This is a genomic window from Paucibacter sp. B51, from assembly GCF_027863535.1.
Classification (GTDB): domain Bacteria; phylum Pseudomonadota; class Gammaproteobacteria; order Burkholderiales; family Burkholderiaceae_C; genus Paucibacter_A; species Paucibacter_A aquatilis.
Genome location: NZ_JAPIVN010000001.1, coordinates 1,887,472 through 1,908,558, shown reverse-complemented (window position 1 = coordinate 1,908,558; position 21,087 = coordinate 1,887,472). Strand labels below are relative to the sequence as shown.

The following is a 21,087-nucleotide window of genomic DNA, read 5'->3' as shown; positions in this document are numbered from 1 at the left end:
AGCCAGGGGCAGCCACATGAAACAGGCAAAAAAAACCCTGTGACATGCACAGGGTTCTGTCAGACGGGGCTCATGCCCCCGTCAGGACCATCACTTGAAGTGCAGCTGGGCTTGCACGTAGAAGCGGCGGCCGATCACGTCATAGGTGGAAGGATCGGTGCCCGATTGCACATTGGGCGAGTACACCGGCGGTTGCTTGTTCATGGCATTGTTCAGGCCCACGCGAATGCTCATGTCCTTGCGGAACTCCCAACCGGCGCCCAGGTCCAGATAAGCGACCGAAGGCACGCCACCGAAGGCTTCGCCCGGGAAGTTCTTTGCCATGCGGTTGTCCATGGCGCCGATGTAGCGCACACGGCCATCCACCGAGAAGCCGCTCCACTTGTAGCGGGCATTGAAGATGCCGCGGGTCTTGGGGAAGGTCTGACCCAGCCCGGCGCCGAAGTAGGCCACAGTGCCTTCAAAGTCCTGGCTCTCGAGGTAGGCAGCCGTCTTGGACTGGTACTTCAGTAGCACGTTGAAGTTGGCGCCCAGATCCAGACGGCCCGGGCCAAGCTTGGTACCCCAAGCCGCCGAGAAGTCCAGACCGCTGGTCTTCAGTCGACCGCCGTTGCCGCCCGCGAACAAACCGTCGGCCACGTAGCCGTTGGTCAAGCGGGTGATGTCGGCACCGCCACCACGCACGATGCCCTTGCAGGCGGCGTGGTCCTTGCTGTAGGCCGCATTGCTGCCGTCGTAGTTGTAGCAGCTGGCGATCAGCTGGTTGGCATCTGGGGTGAGGATGGCATCCTTGACATCGAAACTGTAGTAATCGACCGAGCCGGTGAATCCTTGCAGCGGTCCCGAGGTGGGCGCAAACACCAGGCCCAGAGTCAAGCTGTTGCCCTTCTCAGGCTTGAGGTCGATATTGCCTGTGGTGTTCACGGACAACTGACCACCCGGCGCCTGTGCATAGGTCGGCAAGACCGAGGCACCCACACCCGTGGCCTGGCACAGCGCGCTCAGCTTGGCCGCATCAGCACCCGAGGTCCGTCCCACGGAACCTGCCGAGCAGGGGTCGAAGATCTGCGGTGCACTGCCGCTGCCGTCGAACAGCTCGCCAAAATTGGGCGCCCGCACCGCCTTCTGAATCGAGAAGCGAGCGCGCAGATCCGTGGTGGGCACCCAGGTCAGGTTCGCCGAGAAGGCATTGCTGCTGCGGCTGTCGGTGCTCTTGTCCTTGATCAGATCAGAGGCTTTGGAGGTCGACTGACGTGCCGCCACCGACAAGTCCAGCGAGCGGGCCCAGGCCGCGCGGCTCAGCAGCGGGATCTGCACTTCGGCGAACACGTCCTTGAAGGAGTTCTTGCCGGAAGCCGGGCTCTGGGCATTGAAGCCCGAGATCGGACCACCGCCTGCACCCGGATCAAAGCTGTACTTGAAGTTGCGGAACTCCAAGCCGCCGACCACGGACACCGGGCCGGCCGGCAGCTCGCCCAACTCACCCGACACAAAGGCTTGGCCAATGCTCTGGTCAAAGGTCGTTTGTTGACCGCCCGGGGCTGCCAGATAGGTTTGGCAGGCAGACGACAGGGGCTGACGACCGAAGGGGTTGACACCTCCTTCGCACAGAGATTTGCCGCCATCAGCCGCACCCAGGGCGTTGATCAGCTTGTTGGTGTCCACATTGCCGCGCACATCATTGATGATCTTGGTGCGGCCTTCCGACAGATAGGCCTCCCAGGTCCAGGCATCGGACCAAAGCTCGCCCTTGGCGCCGGCAACGACCTGAGTCACCTCATTGGTGAAGCGGTTTTCACGCAGCCCCAGAGCCACGGTTCGCCAGTTCATCAGGAAGGGCTCGGTGGCGCCGGAACCCACGAGATTGGGGTTGTCGCCCGTCCGGGAATCCAACAGAGTCTTGAGATCCTTGGGAATGAAGGGGTTGGTCACAGGCACGGGCAGCAGGTTGCCCGTCGACTTGCCGACTTCGACCAGCGAGCTCGCGCCTTGGTTGGACTTGGCGTTGGCCGGGTTCAGCACGTCAATCGTGGGAACTGGCGTCGGAGCCAGTGCAGTACGCGACTCATAACGGGTGTAGCCGAAGTTGGAGAACACTTCGGTCTTGTCAGTGACCTTGAAGTTCAGCTTGCTCATGATGGAGCGACGCTCCATGGGCAAGGTCAGGATGTTGACCGCGTCAAAGTTGTACGAGTACAGATCGGGGAACAGACGGGTGTTCACGCCCGAGTCCACCGGATAGCGCCAGTTGATGACGTCCAGGGTCTTGTTGTTGAAGACACCGGGATAGAACAGGGTGCCGTCCGTATTGAACGAATGCGCGGACCCACGCGGGATGGTGCCGGCAGGCGTCTGCGCATAGCCCGCGTACAACGCGTCGATGGCTGCCTGACTCGGCGTGTTCGCGCCGGGGCGATAGGCGCCTTCGGGCCAGGCACCGGTGGTCGCCGTGGCGACGGCAGCAAAGGGGCGCTGGCTCTTGATCAAGCCTTCGCGCTTGGAGTACTCCATCGCAATCACCGCATTGCCGCGGTTGTCAGCGAAATTGCCACCCAGCGTCAGGCTGACGTTTTTCTCTTCAGCATCGCGTTCCTTGGCGGCATTGGACAGGCCACCACGAATCTCGAGCCCCTGGAAGTTCCGCTTCAGCTTGATGTTGACCACGCCGCCGATGGCATCCACACCGTAAACGGCGCCGGCGCCGCCGGTGATCACTTCGATGCTATCGATCAGCGCCACCGGGATGGTGTTCATGTCCACCGTCTGGTTCGATTGCGACACCATGGGGCGGCGTCCGTCGATCAGGACCAGGTTGCGGTTGGCGCCCAGACCGCGCAAGTCGATATTGGACTGGCCGCCATTGGGCGGGTTGTTCGAGGTCGTGGTTCCGGCCGGATTGATCTGCGGCAGGGTGTTCAGAATCGTGTCCAGCGTGATGTCTTGATTCGCCTTCAACTCCGCTGACGTGATGGTCAGAATCGGGCTGGGCGCCGTCAGGTCAACTTTCTTGATCCGGCTGCCCGTGATCTCGATTCGCTCGAGCTTCTCCTGGGCGAACGCAGGTGCGACTGCCGCCGAACCCAAGGCGATCAAGACCGCCTTGCTGATGACTCTCTGTTTGAACATGAACTCACTCCAGACGCGCCGCTGAGGACGCAAATAGGGGTTGAAAATTGAGTACCGCAGCGCGCGAGTCTTATCGAGCGTGCCTTTCGGCCTTCTTGGTAGAAATACCATTGATTTGCTGACGAGGGCCTCAGCAGATGCGTTGAAATCCTTCTGCCTTGTTTTCCCGAGACCCTGGCCTTGGCGAACCGCCGTTTCGGCCCAAATCGCCGTTGTCAGCACACGACAACTTGCCCTCTTCGACCACAAGAAATACCCCGATGCCTGCAAGGTCTAACACCCAACAAGCACGCACTTTCAATCCCTAGCCTGTGGTGCCTGGCGGACAGGGTGGTCTGTGCAGCAGGTTGTCACTCGGATCTGCAGATGCGTCCAAGGTCCACCTGACCTGAAGTTGGCAGATGAAGCTGACCGGCTCATCGCTGAGCTCGCGCGGCTGCGGTCACAAGGGCTTGGCTCGAAAGCGACGCAATGAGCGCCACGAATCACCGAAGGAACTGCAGCTCGAACCCGCAACGCTGCGTTCTGTCGCACACGGATCGCCAGGTTGAAACCCGCTCGGCACAGTGAGCCCTGTGTCCGCGCAAGCTCCGAGCAGCGATGAACCATGTCATGCTCTCCCCTCACCGAAACCAGCTGAGCCTCGCTTCGGCGGCACGGATTGCAGTCCCTTCGGGCGCCAGTCTTCTGAGCGCCCGCTTCCTGTTCGCTTTGGATACGAAAGGTCCCCACGGATGAAATCCCTGATTCTGAGCACGGCCCTGCTCGCCAGTCTGAGTGCCCATGCGCAAGGCGCGCCCACACTCCCGCCTGAGTTTGCCGACTGGGACGCCTTCATGGCCCAACAGCTCGCACTGTGGAAGGTGCCGGGCGCCTCCATCGCCATCGTCAAGGATGGCCAAGTCATCCTCTCGCGCGGCTACGGCCTGCGTGATGTGGCCAAGCAACTGCCCATGACCGAGAACACCGTGCAACCGATTGCCAGCACGACCAAGAGCTTCACCGTGGCCGCCCTGGCCACCCTGGTGCGCGACGGCAAGCTCAAGTGGGACGAGCCTGTGCGGGAGTACCTGCCGGACTTCCGCCTGCACAGCGACTACGCCACCCAGACTGTCACCCTGCGCGATATGGTCAGCCACCGCACCGGCCTGCCGCGCCACGACTGGGTCTGGTTCAACAGCACGCTGAGCCGTGAGGAACTGATCAAACGCGTGCGTCATTTCGAGCTGAGTGCCGAGCCGCGCGCGCGCTTCCAATACAACAACCTGATGTACATGACCGCGGGCTATGTCGGCGGCAAGGTCGCGGGCAGCAGTTGGGAAAGCCTGGTTCGTGAGCAGGTCCTGAGCCCGCTGGGCATGAAGTCCACCAACTTCGCCATTGCCGACCTGCTCAAGGCACCCGACCATGGCACCGGCTACGCGCTCGATAACGCCCAGGTCGCACAGCCCAAGCCCTACGTGCCCATCGACGCCATGGGACCGACCGGCTCGCTGAACTCCAACGCCCGGGACATGAGCCAGTACCTGCTGATGCTGACGGCCGATGGCAAGTTCAAGGACAAGACGCTCATCCAGTCCAGCGACCTGCGCGCCATGACCACGGGCCAGATGGCCCTGCCTGACCCGCGCCTCTGGCCCGAACGCAGCAGCCCGCAGTACGGCATGGGTTGGTTCGTCAGCAATTACCGCGGTGTCACCCTGGTCGATCATGGCGGCAATATGCCCGGCGCCGCCACCGCCCTGGGCTTTGTGCCGGGCCGCAATATCGGCGTCTACACCACGGTCAACATCGGCAACAGCGCCCTGCGCGACGTCATCCTTTACGCCGCCATGGACCGGCTGCTGGGCCTGCCGCCGGTGGACTGGAGCGCCCGCCTGCACGGCAACTATCTGAAGGGCCTGGCGGCCGAGAAAGCGGCCGAAACCCAGAAACTCAACACCGGCAAGCCCGGCACGCAGCCGGCCTTCGCCTTGAGCGAGTACGCCGGTGAATACGAGCATCCCGGCTACGGCATCATCACCGTGGGTGGCGGCTCGGCGGGGCTGGAGCTGCAGTACAACGGCTTGAAAGCCGCCCTGCCGCACTGGCATTACGAAGTTTTCCAGACCCCCCAAAACAAGCTGAGCGAGCTCAGCGAGACCCGGGTGCAATTTGTTTCCAACTTCGAAGGCGATGTCGATGGGCTGCGCATCGAGATCGAGCCTTCGGTCAAGCCCGCCCTGTTCAAACGCCTGCCCGACAAGCGCTTCAAGGACCCGGCCTTCCTGTCCAAGCTGGTCGGTGTCTACGCCATCGGCACGAACGAGATCCATATCGTGCTGCGCCCGGACGGCGTGCTGACGGCCGGTGGCCGCACCGGTGCACCCAATGAGCTGATCGGACTGCGCGGCACGCGCTTCGAGGTCAAGAGTCGCAACGGCAACACCGTCGAGTTCCTGGCCGACGCCAACGGCCGCTACACCCAGCTGGCACTGCGTCAGAATGGCAGCACCACGGTGGCCGAACGTCGCAACTGAGCTTCAGCCGAAGACCCGCGCAACAACAAGAAGAACGGGCTCTGGATTTCGATCCAGAGCCCGTTTGCTTTGCGGGCCTGGCGCCCGCCAGATCCCTTGTCCCCAGGGCCGGCTCGGCTTACTTCTGGCTGCGGCGGCGCGCCAGCCCGCCCAGGGCCAGCAGGCCGCCGGCCATCAGGGCCCAGCTGCTCGGCTCGGGCACCGGGGCGGTGTAGTTGCCCAGTTCCGCTTCGCTGATGGTGTAAGCATGCAGCACACCCGGCAGCAGGCGGTAGCTGCCATCCTGCGGCACGCTGCTGGCCGCGCCCGTGCAGCCAATCACCGTGCCCAAGGGGCATTGGATGGACGTGGCGTAAGGATTGGCATCACTGAAGCGGAAGTAGACGTCGAACTGCTCGCCGCTGGCGTTCTGAGTCACGCTGTAGTCGTTGTCGGTACCGGCCAGAATCAGGTAATTGCCATTGGCCAGCTTGGGGCCGATGGCCAGGCCTTCCCACTTCTCGGGCGACTTGCCGCCCAGGGCGGCCAGAGTGTTGGCGTCCAGATCGAGGATCTGGCCCGACTTGCTGACCTTGGTGTAGCTGCCCGTGCTGAGGTTCAAACCAGAGACATCGGTGGCGCCCGTCAGGTCGATGCGGTAGACCTCTTTGTCGGCCGTGGCGAGCTCGGCGCCGACACCGATGCCGCGGTTGTTGCGCTCCAGCACATAGAACTCATGGTCGTTGATAGCCACCAGGGCCGAGATGCCCTGGCCCTGGCCGCTGCGCTTCATCTGGTAGGCGTACTGGGCCACGGCTTCGCCGGTGGCCGTGTCGAACTTGACGATGCGGTTGACCGAGCCATTGCCGCCGCCCTCATCCAGCATGGCGCTTTGCAGCATGGCATAGGCGTACTTGCCGTCGGGGCTGATGGCCAGGCCTTCAAAACCGCGGTTGGTGCGCTTGCCGGCGTTGTTGCCGGTGTCATCGGCATAGTTGGCCACGCCGGTGGCGGCATTGCGCGGCACCAGGTTGGCCGGCGTGTTGAAGGTACGGATCAGCTCGCCGCTGCGGCTGAATTCACGCACCGAAGGGCCGTATTCATCGGACACCAGGAAGGTGCCGGTGCGCGGGTTGATGACCACGCCTTCCGGATCGAAAGCCAGGCCCAGCTGGTTCTTGGGCTTGGGTGCCAAGCCGTTCAGGCCTTGGCCGGCACTCTGGAACACCACCGTCTCGGCGATCTTGAAATTGCTGATCGCGCCGGTGTTGAAGTCCACATCGAGCGTGAAGCGCTGGACACGGGTGTTGTAGTTCAGCGTGCCGCCGCCCGGGCCGCGGTCCGACAAGCCCCACCACTCATTGCGCTTGGTGTCGTAGTAGATGTCGGAGAAATAGCCGAGGCGGCCGTTGTTGACGCTGCTGCCGCCGGACAGATCCAAGGCGGCACCGTCGAGGGCCAGGCCGTTGACGAAAGAAGGTGCCGCGTGCGCGGCCAAGGTGGCCGAGGCCAGCAACACGGCGGCCGAAACGGCGCGCAAAGAGATGTTCAGCATAGTGCGAGGAGCCCCGGAGAGTGAATAAATCACGAATCAACCCGGCAGGCTAGTCGGAGGCTGTGACGCGGGCGTGACACATTCCCGTGTGCTTGGCTGCGAACCGCAGGCCCGAGCGCACAGGCTTAGCGCGCGCTTCGGGACACTTCCATCGAGAAGGCCCAGAAGCGCCGCTCACCCTTGCTGCGACCGCATTGCAGATACAGCCGCTCCACATGCTGGTCTGGCGGCAACTGGGGCAGGCGCCGCTCCCAGACGAGAACGCGATTCATCAAGCCATCGGTATCGCCCTCGATGAACTCACGGCTGCTTGCTGGCGCTCCGAACAACGATCTCAGCTGTTTTTCAAGCACGGCGCAGCGCGGATAGACTGAGGGCCGCAGCACCCGGCCATCGGTCGATATCAGCGCGCGTCGCTCGAAACCCAAGCGCAATCGGCCACGCCCGCTGCCGTCCGGCGACGCGATCTCGATCTGGTGGATGTGGGCCTGCGCCCGCTCGGGCGCGACCTCCAGGGTGTGGCCGTTTGCATAGTCCTGCGGATAGCGCTGCCGGAGCTGAGCCCGAGTGGTCTCCAGGCTCAGGCCGGCAAAGACAAAAGCCTGGACAGATCCCCCGGACTGCGGCTGCGCTAGCGCCGGGGCCTGCGCCCATGCCCGATTCGCCCAGAAACACAGAAGCGCAACGGCGATCGCCCCACCCCACGGGCCGGGCCGCTGCGCAAGCATCAAGCGGTGCTCCGGCTCAAGACCGGCCGCAGCGCCTGCCCCGTGTGCGAGCCCTTGGCCACCACCTGCTCCGGCGTGCCGGCCACCACCACCTCGCCACCGGCCGTGCCGCCGTCCGGGCCCAGGTCGATGACCCAGTCGGCTTCGGCGATCACGTCCAGATCGTGCTCGATGACCACCACCGAGTGGCCGCCGGCCACCAGGCGGTGCAGCACGCGGATCAGGCGCTCGACGTCGGCCATGTGCAGGCCCACGGTGGGCTCGTCCAGCACATAGAGCGTGTGCGGCGCCTTCTGGCCGCGGCGGCCCACCTCGTCGCGCACCTTGACCAGCTCGGACACCAGCTTGATGCGTTGCGCCTCGCCGCCCGACAGCGTCGGTGAAGGCTGGCCCAGGGTCAGATAACCGAGGCCCACATCCTGCAAGAGCTTGAGCGGGTGGCCGATGGCGGGCATGGCGGCGAAGAACTCCACCGCCTCGTCCACCTCCATGGCCAGCACATCGCCAATGCTCTTGCCGCGCCAGCTGACACCCAAAGTCTCCGGGTTGAAGCGCTGGCCATGGCATTGGTCGCAGAGCACCTTCACATCGGGCAGGAAGCTCATCTCGATGGTGCGCATGCCCTGGCCTTCGCAGCCGGGGCAGCGGCCCTCGCCGGTGTTGAAGCTGAAGCGGTTGGGCGCATAGCCACGCGCCTTGCTCTCCAGCGTCTCGGCGAAGAGCTTGCGGATCGCGTCCCAGAAACCGATGTAGGTGGCCGGGCAGCTGCGCGGGGTCTTGCCGATCGGGGTCTGGTCCACCTCCAGCACGCGGTCCACCTTTTCGTGGCCCTCGATGCCGGCGCAGCCAATCCAGTGGGCCGGCGCCTTGCGCAGGGGCACGGCCACCGCCATATTGGCCAGCAACACATCCCGCGCCAGCGTGGACTTGCCCGAGCCCGACACACCGGTCACCGCCACCAGGCGGTGCAGGGGCACATCGATGTTCACCTTCTGCAAGTTGTGCAAGGTGGCATCGAGTACGCGCAGGCGCGGGGCGTCGTCCAGCATCTCGCGCCGTGCCTGCAGCGGGTGGATCAGCGGATGCGCCAGGAAGCGGCCGGTGACCGAATCGGTCTGCAAGGCCAGATCGGCCGCCGAGCCCTGGGCCACCACATGGCCGCCGCGTTTACCGGCGCCGGGGCCGATGTCGATGATGTGGTCAGCGCGGCGGATGGTGTCTTCGTCATGTTCCACCACCACCAGGGTGTTGCCCAGATCGCTGAGCCGGCCCAGGGCCTTGAGCAGGATCTGGTTGTCGCGCGGATGCAGGCCGATGGTGGGCTCGTCCAGCACATAGCAAACGCCTTGCAGATTCGAGCCTAACTGTGCGGCCAGGCGGATGCGCTGCGCCTCGCCGCCCGAGAGCGTGGGTGCGGCGCGGTCCAGGGTCAGATAGCCCAAGCCCACTTCTTCCAGGAACTCCAGGCGCCCCTGGATTTCGCTGACCACATCGCGAGCGATCTCGGCGTCACGACCGAGCAGCTCCAGGCTGTCGACCCAGGCGCGCGCCTGCTTGACGCTCCAGGACGCCACCGTGCTGATGGCCTGCGACTCAAAGGTCACGGCGCGCGCCGAAGGGTTCAGGCGAGTGCCATGGCAATCGCCACAGGGCTGGTCGGCCAGGCCTTCGATGTCCACCTCCTGGCCGGCAAAGCTCTGCTCACGGCCGCCCTTGTCGTCGACGACCGAGTCGTCCAGCGCCTTGCGCTGTTCGCGCGTCAGGGCAAGACCTGTCCCCACGCAGCTGTTGCACCAGCCATGCTTGCTGTTGTAGCTGAACATGCGGGGATCGAGCTCACCATAACTCGTGCCGCAGGTCGGGCAGGCGCGCTTGGTGCTGAAGACCTTGACGGTGCCCAGACCCGCGGTCGAGCGGCCGGCAGCGATGGCTTCGTGCAGGCCGTCCAGCGGGGTCAGCAGATGCAGCACGCCCTTGCCGAAATCCAGGGCCTTGGCCAGCAGCTCGCGCAGCTCGGCCTCCTTGTCCACGCTGATGACCAGGTCGCCGACCGGCAGCTCCAGCGTGTGCTCCTTGAAGCGGTCCAGACGCGGCCAGGGCGCGGTGGGCGTGAACTCGCCGTCCACGCGCAGATGGGTGTAGCCGCGGCCCTTGGCCCATTTGGCCAGATCGGTGTAGAGGCCTTTGCGATTCACCACCAGGGGGGCCAGCAGGCCCACATGCTGACCCTTGTGATCGCGCAGCAGCTGGGCGGCGATGGACTCGACACTCTGCGGCCGAACCGGCGTGCCGTCGTGCACACAGTGCTGCACACCGAGCTTGACGTAGAGCAGGCGCAGGAAATGCCAGACCTCGGTGGTGGTGGCCACCGTGCTCTTGCGGCCGCCGCGGCTCAGGCGCTGCTCGATGGCCACCGTGGGCGGAATGCCCCAGACCGCATCGACCTCGGGTCGGCCCGCCGGCTGCACGATGGAGCGCGCGTAAGCATTGAGCGATTCGAGATAACGGCGCTGCCCCTCGTTGAACAGGATGTCAAAAGCCAGGGTCGATTTGCCCGAACCCGAGACGCCGGTGATCACATTGAACTTGCCGCGCGGGATGTTGACGTTGACCGACTTGAGGTTGTGTTCCTTGGCGTTGACGATCTGGATGTTGTTGTCCAGATGGGCCGGCTGCCGGCGCGCGCGGATCAGGCTTTGCAGCGGCCGGCCCTCTTCCACCTTCATGGCGGGGCGGTCCATCTGCGCCGAGTACTCGCGCAAGGCCAGGGCGGTGTGCGAAGTGGGGTGTTCCTTGACCTCTTCCGGTGTGCCCACACAGACCAGCTCACCGCCGTCTTCGCCACCCTCGGGGCCGAGGTCGATCAGCCAGTCGGCCGCACGGATCACATCGAGGTTGTGCTCGATCAGGATCAGCGAATGGCCGATGGCCAGCAGCTTGCGCAGCGCACGCATCAGCTTGGCGATGTCGTCGAAGTGCAGGCCGGTGGTGGGCTCGTCGAACATGAAGAGCGTGCCCTTCTTGGCCACGGCCTGGCGCGGCTTGCTCGCCGCCTCGGCCAGGAAGCCGGCCAGCTTGAGCCGCTGCGCCTCGCCGCCGGAGAGCGTGGGCACGGGCTGGCCCAGCTTCACATACTCCAGGCCCACATCGATGATGGGCTGCAGCTTGGCCAGCACCTCGCGGTCGTCCTTGAAAAGGCGGACCGCTTCGCTCACGGTCAATTCAAGCACATCGGCCACGCTCATCTCGCGCTCGGCGCGCTGCAGCTTCACATCGAGCATCTCGGCGCGGTAGCGCCGGCCATCGCAGTCCGGGCAGCGCAGGTAGACATCGGACAGGAACTGCATCTCCACATGCTCAAAGCCCGAGCCGCCGCAGGTGGGGCAGCGGCCGTCGCCGGCGTTGAAGCTGAACATGCCGGCCGTATAGCTGCGCTCGGCCGCCAGCGGCGTGGCGGCAAACAGCTTGCGCAGCTCATCGAAGGCACCGACGTAGGAAGCCGGGTTGGAGCGCGCGGTCTTGCCGATCGGCGATTGGTCCACAAAGACGGCATCGGCCAGCCAGTCGGCGCCGAGCAGGCGATCGTGTTGGCCCGGTGTCTCGGTGGCCTGGCCGAAGTGGCGGGCCAGGGCTGGGTACAGCACGTCCTGCATCAGCGTGCTCTTGCCCGAGCCCGACACGCCGGTCACCACCACCATGCGCTGCAGAGGGAACTCGACGCTGACGTTACGGAGGTTGTGCTCACGCACGCCCTCCAGAATCAGCTTGGGCGTGCTGGCCTCCACCGGGCGCTTCAGGCCCATGCCGACGAATTTGCGCGAACCGAGGTAGGCGCCGGTCAGGGTGTCGGCCGCGCGGATGGACTCCGGCGTGCCGTCAAAGACGATCTGCCCGCCCTTCTCGCCCGGGCCGGGGCCCATATCGATGAGCCGGTCGGCCGCCAGCATCACGGCCGGGTCATGCTCGACCACCACCAGGGTGTTGCCGGCATCGCGCAGGCGGTGCATGGCCTGGACGATGCGGTTCATATCGCGCGGGTGCAGGCCGATGCTGGGCTCGTCCAGCACAAACAGCGTGTTGACCAGCGAGGTGCCCAGGGCCGTGGTCAGGTTGATGCGCTGCACCTCGCCGCCGCTGAGCGTGCGGCTCTGGCGGTCCAGCGTGAGGTAGCCGATGCCGACATCGCAGAGGTATTTGAGCCGGTTTCGGATCTCCTCCAGCAGCAGCTTGAGAGCATCGTCGAGCAGGCTGCTGGGCAGCTGCAGCTGATCCAGAAAGCTGCGCAGGCGATGGATGGGCAGCTGCATCAAGTCATGCAAGGCCAGGCCCGGCAAGGCTTCCAGCTGGGCACGGCTCCAGTCCACGCCCTTGGGCATCAGGCGCTGAGCCGGGGGCAACAGCGAATCGGCCAGCTCCTTGGAGCCGACGCGCCAGAGCAGGGCCTCGGTCTTGAGGCGGGCGCCATCGCAGGTCCCGCAGGTGGTGTAACTGCGGTACTTGGACAGCAGCACCCGGATGTGCATCTTGTAGGCCTTGCTCTCCAGGTACTCGAAGAAGCGCATGACCCCGTACCACTGCTTGTTCCAGTTGCCGGTCCAGTTCGGCGAGCCGTGGATCACCCAGTCGCGCTGGGCCTGCGAGAGCTGGTTCCAGGGCGTGTCGCGCGGGATGCCGGCCTCGCCGGCATAGCGCAGCAAGTCGTCCTGACTGTCCTTCCAGGCCGGGGTCGAGAGCGTCTTGATCGCGCCATTGCGCAGGGTCTTTTTCTCGTCCGGAATCACCAGCCCCAAGTCCACGCCGATGACGCGGCCGAAACCGCGGCAGGTCTCGCAGGCGCCCATGGCGGAATTGAAGGAGAACAGCGCCGGCTGGGGCTCCTGGTAGCGCAGATCGCTGTCGGGGCAATGCAGGCCGGTTGAGTAACGCCACAGGACGGCGTCACCGTCCTGGCCGTTCGCCGGGCCGCTCCCAAGAACGGCCGCGTCCCCTCGGGGGACCGCCTGCGTACCCGCAGGCGAGGGGCCAGGAGTTGCGGGCAGAACGTAAACATTCAATCGACCCGATCCGCGCTTGAGACACAGCTCGATCGCTTCCATAGCGCGCTGCTTGTCGGCGCCCTGCAGGCGGAAACGGTCCGCCACCACATCGAGCAGCTTGCGCGGCCCGGTGGGCGTGGCGACTTCACGCTCGGCTTGCACGCGCGTGAAACCGCTGGCCGACAGCCACTGCGTCACTTCCTCGCTGCTGGTCGTGGCCGGCAGCTCGACCGGGAAGGTCAGCACGATGCGAGGGTCGTGCTCCTTGGTGCGCTCTAGCAGTTCCAAGTAAATGGTCTGCGCCGTGTCGTGGCGCACCGCCTGGGCGGTCTTTTTGTCGAAGAGCTGGGCCGAGCGGGCGAACAAGAGCTTGAGGTGGTCGTTCAGCTCGGTCATGGTGCCGACCGTGGAGCGGCTGGTGCGCACCGGGTTGGTCTGGTCGATGGCAATCGCCGGCGGCACGCCCTCGACCTTGTCCACCGCCGGGCGATCCATGCGGTCCAGGAACTGGCGGGCATAGGCCGAGAAGGTTTCGACATAGCGTCGCTGGCCTTCGGCGTACAGGGTGTCGAACACCAGGCTGGACTTGCCCGAGCCGCTGGGGCCGGTGACCACGGTCAGCTCGCCCGTGTGCAGATCCAGATCGAGGTTCTTGAGATTGTGTTGACGGGCGCCGCGGATGCGGATGGTGCCTTCGGACATGGAGAGTGCCTGCTGCTGCGCTGGGAGCAGGCATTCTAGGGAGGGGGCCGACCCAAAGCTGTCAGCAGGGTCGCACGGTCAAACCAGAGAAAAAGCCAAGCCTTTCGCGTGCCGGCCGTCAAGAGCCCGTCCAGATCACTCCGGGGAAACCCCAGGCATCCGCGCAGCCTGCCGCGTTGCGCTCGCTCTGCGCACAGGCAACAATGGCGAACAGCGCACAGATCACCGAGCGAAGTCGAATTTCCCCGAGGATTGGCGAGCGCAGGCGCAGATCGAATAAATTGCGCGAGGGAGGGCTCTGAGCTGCCGCAAAAGCAGCCGTCAGCCCGGCAGTGCTGATGGTTGTTGACGCAGAGTTTTGGGGTCGGGGAATGAACACACATGGTTTCGAGCGCGCCATCCAGGCCAACTGGATGCGTTTGGTCGCGCAAGGCCCCGCCCGCCCGGCGGCGCCTGAGCGCAGCCCCGGCGGCGATTCCGAAACCCAGCCCCAAGCCCGCCGCCCCCTGGTCCTGCTGGTGGAAGACAACCAGATCAATCAGGTCGTGGCCCTGGAGTTCCTGGCCCTGATGGGCGTGGAGTCCCTGCTGGCCAACAACGGCCAGGAAGCCCTGCAGGCCTGCACGCGCGCCACCCCGGACCTGGTGCTGATGGACATTCAAATGCCCGGCATGGACGGCCTGGAATGCACCCGCCGCCTGCGCAGCCTGCAAGAAGCCGGCAGCCTGGCGCGCTTCCCCATCCTGGCCCTGACGGCCCATGCGCTGGAAAGCGATATCGCCGCCAGCCTGGCCGCCGGCATGGACGAGCACCTGACCAAACCCCTGGATTTCAGCGCTCTGCGCCAGCACCTGAGCCGCTGGCTGGTGCTGCCGGGCATGAGCAGCTGAGCGAACCGCGCAAGCGTTCGGCCTCGGGCTGCGTTCGCTGGGCGAAACTCGCTGAAATCGAGCGCCCGGTATTTTTCACGAACGATCACGGTGCGCACACGCACGCGCCGTCTTGCGCCCGCGCGGGGCCTCATGGGCGCCCTGCAGCAAAATGCGGAGCATGAAGAGCCCCGCCCCCCTGCCCTCCGCAACCTCCTCCGCGCCCAGCGCAGCCGCCACCGGCAATCTGTTCGCCGCCCTGCGCGCCGCCTTCCCTGAAGACCTGGACGCCTGCGCCATCGAATGCGCCGATGGCGAGGGCCTGCGTTACAGCTGGCGCGATCTGGAGCGCGGCACCGCCATGCTGGCGAACCTGCTGCTGAGCCTGGACCTGCCCGAGGGCAGCCGCATCGCCGCCCATTGCGAGAAGAGCGTGGAAGCGCTGATGCTTTACCTGGCCGTGCTGCGCGCCGGCTTCGTCTACCTGCCGCTGAACCCGGCCTACCAGGCGGCCGAGCTGGGCTACTTCATCCAGGACGCCGAGCCCGCCGTGCTGGTTTGCGGCGGCAAGAACTTCGGCTGGGCCAGCAAGCTGGCCTTCATGGCCGGGGTGCAAAACGTCTTCACCCTCAACGAAGACCGCAGCGGCACCCTGCTGGACCGCGCCGCCGCCATGTCCGACCAGCACTCGCCCGCCCTGCGCCGCAGCGAGGACCTGGCCGCCATCCTCTACACCAGCGGCACCACCGGGCGCAGCAAGGGCGCCATGCTCAGCCACGGCAATCTGCTCAGCAATGCGCTGACCCTGAAAGACCTGTGGGACTGGCAGCCCGGCGATGTGCTGATCCACGCCCTGCCCATCTTCCATGTGCACGGCCTCTTCGTCGCCTCGCATGGCGCCCTGCTCAACGGCAGCCGCATGATCTGGTTCAGCAAGTTCGAGCCGCGCGCCGTGCTGCGCCGCCTGCCCGAAGCCACGGTCTTCATGGGCGTGCCCACGCTCTATGTGCGCCTGCTGGCTGAGCCTGGCCTGAACCTGGAGGCTTGCCGCAGCATGCGGCTTTTCATCAGCGGCTCGGCGCCGCTGCTGATCGAGACCTTCCGCGACTGGCAGGCCCGCAGCGGCCACACCATCCTGGAACGCTACGGCATGAGCGAGACCCTGATGCTCACGTCCAATCCCTGCCGCACGGCCGATGGCGCGCGCATCGGCGGTACGGTCGGGCCGGCCCTGCCCGGCGTGAGCCTGCGTGTGCGCACGGCCGAGGGCGGCGATTGCGCCACCGGCGACATCGGCCAGATCGAGGTGCGCGGCCCCAATGTCTTCGGCGGCTACTGGCGCATGCCCGAAAAGACCCGAGAGGAATTCACCGCCGACGGCTGGTTCAAGACCGGCGATGTCGGCTGCGTGGATGAAAACGGTTATGTGAAGATCGTTGGCCGCAGCAAGGACCTCGTCATCAGCGGCGGCTTCAATGTCTACCCGGCCGAGATCGAAGGCTTTCTCAACGAACTGCCCGGCGTGGCCGAGTCGGCCGTGATCGGCGTGCCCCACCCCGACTTTGGCGAAGCCGTGGTCGCCGTGCTGATCGCCAAGCCCGGCGCCAGCCTGGACCCTGCCGCCATCAGCGCCACGCTCAAATCCCGCATCGCCGGCTTCAAAGTGCCCAAGCAGATCCTGCTGGCGCCCGAGCTGCCGCGCAATGCCATGGGCAAGGTGCAGAAAAACCTGCTGCGCCAGCAGCATGCCGGCCTGTTCGCATGAGCGCCCCTGACCCCGCCCGGACGCTCTTGAACGACCGCTGCCCGCGCTGCGGCGGTGGTTTTCACTGCGGCGCCGCTGACGCGCATTGCGACTGCTTTGACTTGCGCCTGAGTCCGGCCTTGCGTGAGCGCTTGGCGGCAATGTATTCCAGCTGCCTGTGCCTGGCCTGCCTGCGCGAGCTGGCGGCGCAAGAGGCCAGCGCCGGCGCAACGCCCGGGCGACAATAGCCCCCTCGCGGCCAGGGCCGCGCCTTTTCTTCAGAGCAGCACACAAGCATGGCGATCAACTGGTTTCCGGGGCATATGAACTCCACCCGCAATGCGATCAACGATCGCATGAAGGCGGGGCTCGATGTGGTGATCGAGCTGCTCGATGCGCGCCTGCCCGGCTCCAGCGCCAACCCGCTGCTGGCCCAGCTGACGGCGGGCAAGCCCACGCTCAAGCTACTCAACAAACAGGACCTGGCGGACCCCGAGCGCACCGCCCTCTGGCTGGCCCACTACAACAGCCTGCCCGACACCCGCGCCATCGGCCTGGATGCGAGCAACAAGGCGCCGGCCCAGGCCTTGATCAAGGCCTGCCGCGAGCTGGCGCCGCTGCGCGGTGGGATGGTCAAGCCCCTGCGGGTGCTGATCTGCGGCATTCCCAATGTCGGCAAGTCCACCCTGATCAACACGCTGGCTTCCAAGCGCAGTGCCAAGACCGGCGATGAGCCGGGCATCACCAAAGTCGAGCAGAAGATCGTGCTGGACCAGGACTTCTACCTCTTCGACACGCCCGGCATGCTCTGGCCCAAGATCGCCATCGAGGAAAGCGGCTACAACCTGGCCGCCAGTGGCGCGGTGGGCCGCAATGCCTTCGATGAAGAAGAGGTGGCCTTGGAGCTGCTGGCCTACCTGCGCCGCCACCCGGCCTACCTCGACATGCTGAAGGCGCGCTACAAGCTGGGCGAGGTCGAGGGCATGAACGATGAGCAGCTGCTGACCGAGATCGGCCGCAAGCGGGGCGCCATGCTGGGCGGCGGCCGGGTCAATTTGCAGAAGGCCGCCGAGGTGCTGATGTACGAGTTCCGGCAAAAGGTGCTGGGCCCGATCTCGCTGGAAACGCCCGAAGAGTTCAAGGCCTGGGCCGCGGTGGCCGAAGAGCGCGAGGCTGCCCGCCAGGCCAAGGCCGCGGCGCGCAAGAACAAGCGCCTCAAGGGCCCGGCCACAAGGGCGGAGCGCGATGCCTCCTTGGCCGCCCCCGAGAACCCTGAAAGCACGGAGCTCGACGAGGAAGCCGAGCGCGAAGGCTGAGCGTGCCAGCCGGCCCTCAGGGCATCACCGCCCGCAGGAGTTCTGCAAGGCGCGCGCCAGCCTTGACGATCTGAGCGCGCTGCAAGGCGCTGCGTTCGCGGCTGTAGCTGGAGCCATAGCTGGCCTTCCAGCGCCCATCGGGATTTTGAGGGCCGAACTTGAGCGCAGCCAGTGCGGGCAGGCCCGACTGCAAGGTGTCGCTGGCCCAGCGCTCGGCCCATTCATCGAGCGGACCCGGTGTTGCCGACACCTGACGCGCCTCGCTGGCCCCCTCGCCGGCCAGCAGCTTGACGGCCAGCGGCCCCGGGATGCTGTCCCACAAGCCATGCAGCTTGCTGCTGCCGAGCAGGATGAGATTGCCGCCCTTGGTCGAAGCTTTGGCCACGCGTTTGGGATCCTGCCCTGGCTGATCCGGGTCGAAACTGAACCCGGCAGGGTCGAGATAGGCCGACACCACATGCAAGGGCTGGTGCAGATCGCCCAGGTAATGCGCGAGCAGGCGCAGGGCTTCTTTCTTGCTGCGGATGTTGAAGGGCGCCGGTGCGTCCTGGCCTTGCAGCACGCGGATGCAGGCGTTCACCGCATGGACGATGTCATGGTCGCTGCTGCCCGCCAGGCCCGGAGCATAGGCCTCGCGCAGCGGGGAGATGTCGGTGTAGTGGTAAGACTTGTGGCGGCAGCTCTCGTCGCTGGAGTTGCTGTAGCAGCTCTTGGCATTGCGCTTGACGAAGGCCACCAGCGCCGCCTGGCTGGCCGGGTTCTCGTAGTAATCGCACTCAGGGTAGGGGCCGCTGCCATCGTAGGCAAACGGTGCGCCGGCCTTGACCTGGCCCACGCCTTTGGCGCAATCGGCCCAGACGGACGCGGTTTGCAAATTGGAGCCCAGCACAGCGCGCACCGCCTTGGCCGTGGAGCTGCCGGCCAGCAGCTGGTCGGCAATGCCTCCGACTGTCTGATGCCCATGCGGCCCGAAGGCCTGGGCCGCCGCACTGGACACCAACACGCAAGCGGCCAGCAGCCGCGACAGGAAATGAACTCGCATGGCCCGCGTCCTTCCTCGTTCTTCGATGCCGAGGTGGCCGCAGCATAGGCCGAAGCCAGCGCGGCGCCACCCCTAGCTCAGTGGCGACGGAAGTGACGAAAGCGAACAGGCCCCGGGCCGCCGGGCTCAGTTCACCGAGAGCACGACCTTGACGCTGGCATCCGCGGCGGACTTTTCGATGTAGCCGATGGCATCGACATTGCTGGCCACGAATTTGCGGATCTCGACCGAGCTGGCCATGGCGCGCGGCGGCGTGCCCTTGCCGGAGAAGGTCAGGCGCGACCAGGCCGCCTTGACCTGCGAGCTCGATTTGCCGGCCACCTTGGCGTAGAACTCTTCGTAAAGCGGACCGGCTTCCAGTTGGTCCACCGGCGCCGCCGTGCCGCCCGAGGGCATCACGTTCGATTTGCCCAGGAACAGCGCGCTGACCTGCTCGGCACTCATATTGGCGACCGGATTCTTCGGGTTGACGATGATGACCATCTCGGCCCAGGCGCTGCCCAGGCTGAAGCTGAGCAGCAGGCCCGCCAAGAGGCGAGCGACGGGGCGAGCGCAGACGGGGGTCGTGAGGTTTGGTTTCATAGTTTTCTCCTGCGATGGAAGTCGGGGCACGCTCAGAACACGGTGTCCAGCGAAAGGGACAGCAGCTTGGAATTGCCGACGAAATCGAGTGCCGGGCCGGACTTGTCCTTGAAACGGTCCCACTGCAGCTTGAGCGCTGTAGCGCGGCCCAGCTCGTAGCGCAGCGACAGGCTCAGCGTGTCGTCGCGCTGCACGGTGTCCGGCGCCCAGCGGTTGGTCTCGCGATAACGCCCGAAGGTCAGCATGGGCGTGAACTTGCCGATACGCCGCCCCACCGCCACGGCCACACCATTGGCCTTGTAGGCGAAGTCAGAGCGGTCGAAGATGCTGTATTCGGAGCGCAGCAGCCAGTCTTCCCAATCGATGTTGGCAGCCACGCCATAGATCAGCTGCGACTTGTCTTGCGTCACCTGGGTGCGCGTACCATCGCTGTAGTCCCACTGATCGACCTTGTTCTTGATGATGTTGAAGCGCAGGGTCAGCCAGTCATTGGCCACCTCGAGATCGGCGCCGATGATGCGCTTCCAGGTGATGTCCTGGCGGGCCTCGTAGTAGATCTTGGCAGCGTCGTTGTCCTTGGTCGCCTCGCGGCCGGCAAAAGCGCTGCCGCGCAGCGACCAGTCACCGAGCTGGGTGCTGTAGGCGGCGGTGAAGCCGTTGAAGTTGATCGCCTCCCAACCGTAGACGTCTTGCGGCGGGCGGATCCAGTTGTAGGCATAGCCCACGTCCTGAAAGTCCGAGTAGTAGAACAGCGGCAGGCGCTTGCGCCCGGCTTGCAGGGTCCAGTGGCTGTCGGGGGTGTAGCTCAGGTAGGCCCATTCCAGGCCCGCCTTGAGGCCGTCGACATCGCGCACCACCACCTGGCCGGTGGCCGACCACTGGCTGCCAAACTTGACCGTGCTCTGCAAGCCCAGCTTGGACTCGGGCGAGGCGCTCCAGGACTTGCGGTACAGCCCGCCATGGCCGTAATCGGCGATGGCGCAAGGGCACTCGAATCGACCGAACAAGGGCGTGTCACGCGAACCGTTCAGCACCTTGCCCACGGCCAGGGTGCCGAAGCCTTTGAAATCGAAATCCTGGGCCCGCGCTGGCTGAGACAAGCCCAGGGCCAATGCGAGCAAACCCAGGCCCAAAAGACCTGGCAACGCCAGGCGCCAGGGCGAGGCCGAGTGGGACTCAGGGGGCAACGCAGCGGCGCGCGACACCGACGTCGAAGAGGAGCGAGGAGACGTCTGCGACATGACAGTCCTTTCCAGACAGCCAGGGCACGCGGACATCGCGCACCCTCCTCCACTCCCTCCGTCAGGCTTGTGTCGCAGCCTCGGCTGCGTCCGGTTTCATGTCTGCGCATCGGCCCGGCCCAACGGTCGAGGGCAAGTATTGCAAAGCCTCGCAAACAGAAAACTGACAGGCGGCATCCGCACCACAATCGCCGCCGAAAACGCGCCAACTACTGCACACAAGTGCTATGCAGGCCGCTCTCAATAGCGCTCGACGGCGGCAATCATGCGCTGCGGCGGTTCGTATTCGCTGGGCCAGAAGTCGCGGATCTCGGTGATCTGCCCGTCCCTCAGTTCGAAAAAGGAGATGCCGGTTTCACTGCCGCGCGCGGTCAGAAAATCGATCACCGACACCGCGCCGCGCTCATCGACGATGCAGCGCGTCAGCTCGGCCCGCCAGGCCTCGGGCCAGCTGCGAAAGAACTCGACGAAGTGCTCGCGCCCACGGATGCGCTCGCGCGTTTGCGGCACCAGGTAGACCACATCGGGGCTGAGCAAGGCCTCAAAGGCCGACCAATCGCCGTCATTGGCCGTGCGCCAAAACTGTTCGATCAGGTCTCGGTGTGTGCTGCAAAGCGTGAGGTCCATGGCAAAAGTCTCCGTGCTGAA

Annotated in this window: 13 protein-coding genes; 5 read left to right on the top strand and 8 right to left on the bottom strand. The window is 65.4% G+C overall.

From position 1 onward, the window contains the following. Nucleotides 1-90 precede the first annotated feature (90 nt). On the bottom strand, nucleotides 91-3,126 hold the full coding sequence (locus tag OOB33_RS08080) for a TonB-dependent receptor domain-containing protein (RefSeq protein WP_271008308.1): 3,036 nt from the start codon (nucleotides 3,124-3,126) through the stop codon (nucleotides 91-93). Nucleotides 3,127-3,860: 734 nt separating this feature from the next. Here OOB33_RS08080 and OOB33_RS08075 point away from each other — a divergent pair. Continuing rightward, nucleotides 3,861-5,645: a serine hydrolase gene (locus OOB33_RS08075; protein ID WP_271008307.1), complete on the top strand. Its 1,785-nt coding sequence runs from the start codon at nucleotides 3,861-3,863 to the stop codon at nucleotides 5,643-5,645. 118 nt (nucleotides 5,646-5,763) lie between these two features. Here the strand turns inward: OOB33_RS08075 and OOB33_RS08070 are convergent, their stop codons facing one another. From OOB33_RS08070 to uvrA, 3 genes are all read right to left on the bottom strand, one after another. Continuing rightward, nucleotides 5,764-7,179, bottom strand: coding sequence for an esterase-like activity of phytase family protein (locus OOB33_RS08070; protein WP_271008306.1), 1,416 nt, complete (start codon nucleotides 7,177-7,179; stop codon nucleotides 5,764-5,766). Nucleotides 7,180-7,304: 125 nt separating this feature from the next. Further along, nucleotides 7,305-7,910: a hypothetical protein gene (locus OOB33_RS08065; protein ID WP_271008305.1), complete on the bottom strand. Its 606-nt coding sequence runs from the start codon at nucleotides 7,908-7,910 to the stop codon at nucleotides 7,305-7,307. Then, nucleotides 7,907-13,645: an excinuclease ABC subunit UvrA gene (gene uvrA / locus OOB33_RS08060; RefSeq protein ID WP_271008304.1), complete on the bottom strand. Its 5,739-nt coding sequence runs from the start codon at nucleotides 13,643-13,645 to the stop codon at nucleotides 7,907-7,909. Before uvrA ends, OOB33_RS08065 begins: the two co-directional genes overlap by 4 nt. Before the next feature lie 371 nt (nucleotides 13,646-14,016). Between uvrA and OOB33_RS08055 the strand changes: the two genes are divergently transcribed. The 4 genes from OOB33_RS08055 to ylqF all read left to right on the top strand — a co-directional run bounded on the left by OOB33_RS08055 (nucleotide 14,017) and on the right by ylqF (nucleotide 17,574). Then, a complete protein-coding gene (locus OOB33_RS08055; protein ID WP_165794576.1) occupies nucleotides 14,017-14,535 on the top strand; it encodes a response regulator in 519 nt (172 codons plus the stop codon). 160 nt (nucleotides 14,536-14,695) lie between these two features. Continuing rightward, nucleotides 14,696-16,279, top strand: a complete 1,584-nt coding sequence (locus OOB33_RS08050; RefSeq protein ID WP_271008303.1) for a malonate--CoA ligase — start codon at nucleotides 14,696-14,698, stop codon at nucleotides 16,277-16,279. Continuing rightward, nucleotides 16,276-16,506, top strand: coding sequence for a cysteine-rich CWC family protein (locus OOB33_RS08045; protein WP_271008302.1), 231 nt, complete (start codon nucleotides 16,276-16,278; stop codon nucleotides 16,504-16,506). The genes OOB33_RS08050 and OOB33_RS08045 overlap by 4 nt, the downstream gene beginning before the upstream one ends. 48 nt (nucleotides 16,507-16,554) lie before the next feature. Continuing rightward, on the top strand, nucleotides 16,555-17,574 hold the full coding sequence (gene ylqF / locus OOB33_RS08040) for a ribosome biogenesis GTPase YlqF (protein WP_102768078.1): 1,020 nt from the start codon (nucleotides 16,555-16,557) through the stop codon (nucleotides 17,572-17,574). Nucleotides 17,575-17,590: 16 nt separating this feature from the next. Here ylqF and OOB33_RS08035 read toward each other — a convergent pair whose 3' ends face one another. From OOB33_RS08035 to OOB33_RS08020, 4 genes are all read right to left on the bottom strand, one after another. Further along, a complete protein-coding gene (locus OOB33_RS08035; protein ID WP_271008301.1) occupies nucleotides 17,591-18,616 on the bottom strand; it encodes a S1/P1 nuclease in 1,026 nt (341 codons plus the stop codon). A gap of 126 nt (nucleotides 18,617-18,742) precedes the next feature. Further along, nucleotides 18,743-19,198, bottom strand: coding sequence for a hypothetical protein (locus OOB33_RS08030; RefSeq protein ID WP_223696728.1), 456 nt, complete (start codon nucleotides 19,196-19,198; stop codon nucleotides 18,743-18,745). A gap of 32 nt (nucleotides 19,199-19,230) precedes the next feature. Next, nucleotides 19,231-20,439 carry a hypothetical protein gene (locus tag OOB33_RS08025; protein ID WP_171827479.1) on the bottom strand — a complete coding sequence of 403 codons (1,209 nt, stop codon included), beginning with the start codon at nucleotides 20,437-20,439 and terminating at the stop codon, nucleotides 19,231-19,233. A 240-nt stretch (nucleotides 20,440-20,679) separates the two neighbouring features. Then, nucleotides 20,680-21,066 carry a nuclear transport factor 2 family protein gene (locus OOB33_RS08020; RefSeq protein ID WP_271008300.1) on the bottom strand — a complete coding sequence of 129 codons (387 nt, stop codon included), beginning with the start codon at nucleotides 21,064-21,066 and terminating at the stop codon, nucleotides 20,680-20,682. Between the last annotated feature and the right edge of the window lie 21 nt (nucleotides 21,067-21,087).

Coding starts and splice junctions, on each gene's coding strand:
- OOB33_RS08080 (WP_271008308.1), bottom strand. CDS start 3,126: ATGTTCAAACAGAGAGTCATCAGCAAGGCGGTCTTGATCGCCTTGGGT.
- OOB33_RS08075 (WP_271008307.1), top strand. CDS start 3,861: ATGAAATCCCTGATTCTGAGCACGGCCCTGCTCGCCAGTCTGAGTGCC.
- OOB33_RS08070 (WP_271008306.1), bottom strand. CDS start 7,179: ATGCTGAACATCTCTTTGCGCGCCGTTTCGGCCGCCGTGTTGCTGGCC.
- uvrA (WP_271008304.1), bottom strand. CDS start 13,645: ATGTCCGAAGGCACCATCCGCATCCGCGGCGCCCGTCAACACAATCTC.
- OOB33_RS08055 (WP_165794576.1), top strand. CDS start 14,017: ATGAACACACATGGTTTCGAGCGCGCCATCCAGGCCAACTGGATGCGT.
- OOB33_RS08050 (WP_271008303.1), top strand. CDS start 14,696: ATGAAGAGCCCCGCCCCCCTGCCCTCCGCAACCTCCTCCGCGCCCAGC.
- OOB33_RS08045 (WP_271008302.1), top strand. CDS start 16,276: ATGAGCGCCCCTGACCCCGCCCGGACGCTCTTGAACGACCGCTGCCCG.
- ylqF (WP_102768078.1), top strand. CDS start 16,555: ATGGCGATCAACTGGTTTCCGGGGCATATGAACTCCACCCGCAATGCG.
- OOB33_RS08035 (WP_271008301.1), bottom strand. CDS start 18,616: ATGCGAGTTCATTTCCTGTCGCGGCTGCTGGCCGCTTGCGTGTTGGTG.
- OOB33_RS08030 (WP_223696728.1), bottom strand. CDS start 19,198: ATGAAACCAAACCTCACGACCCCCGTCTGCGCTCGCCCCGTCGCTCGC.
- OOB33_RS08025 (WP_171827479.1), bottom strand. CDS start 20,439: ATGTCGCAGACGTCTCCTCGCTCCTCTTCGACGTCGGTGTCGCGCGCC.
- OOB33_RS08020 (WP_271008300.1), bottom strand. CDS start 21,066: ATGGACCTCACGCTTTGCAGCACACACCGAGACCTGATCGAACAGTTT.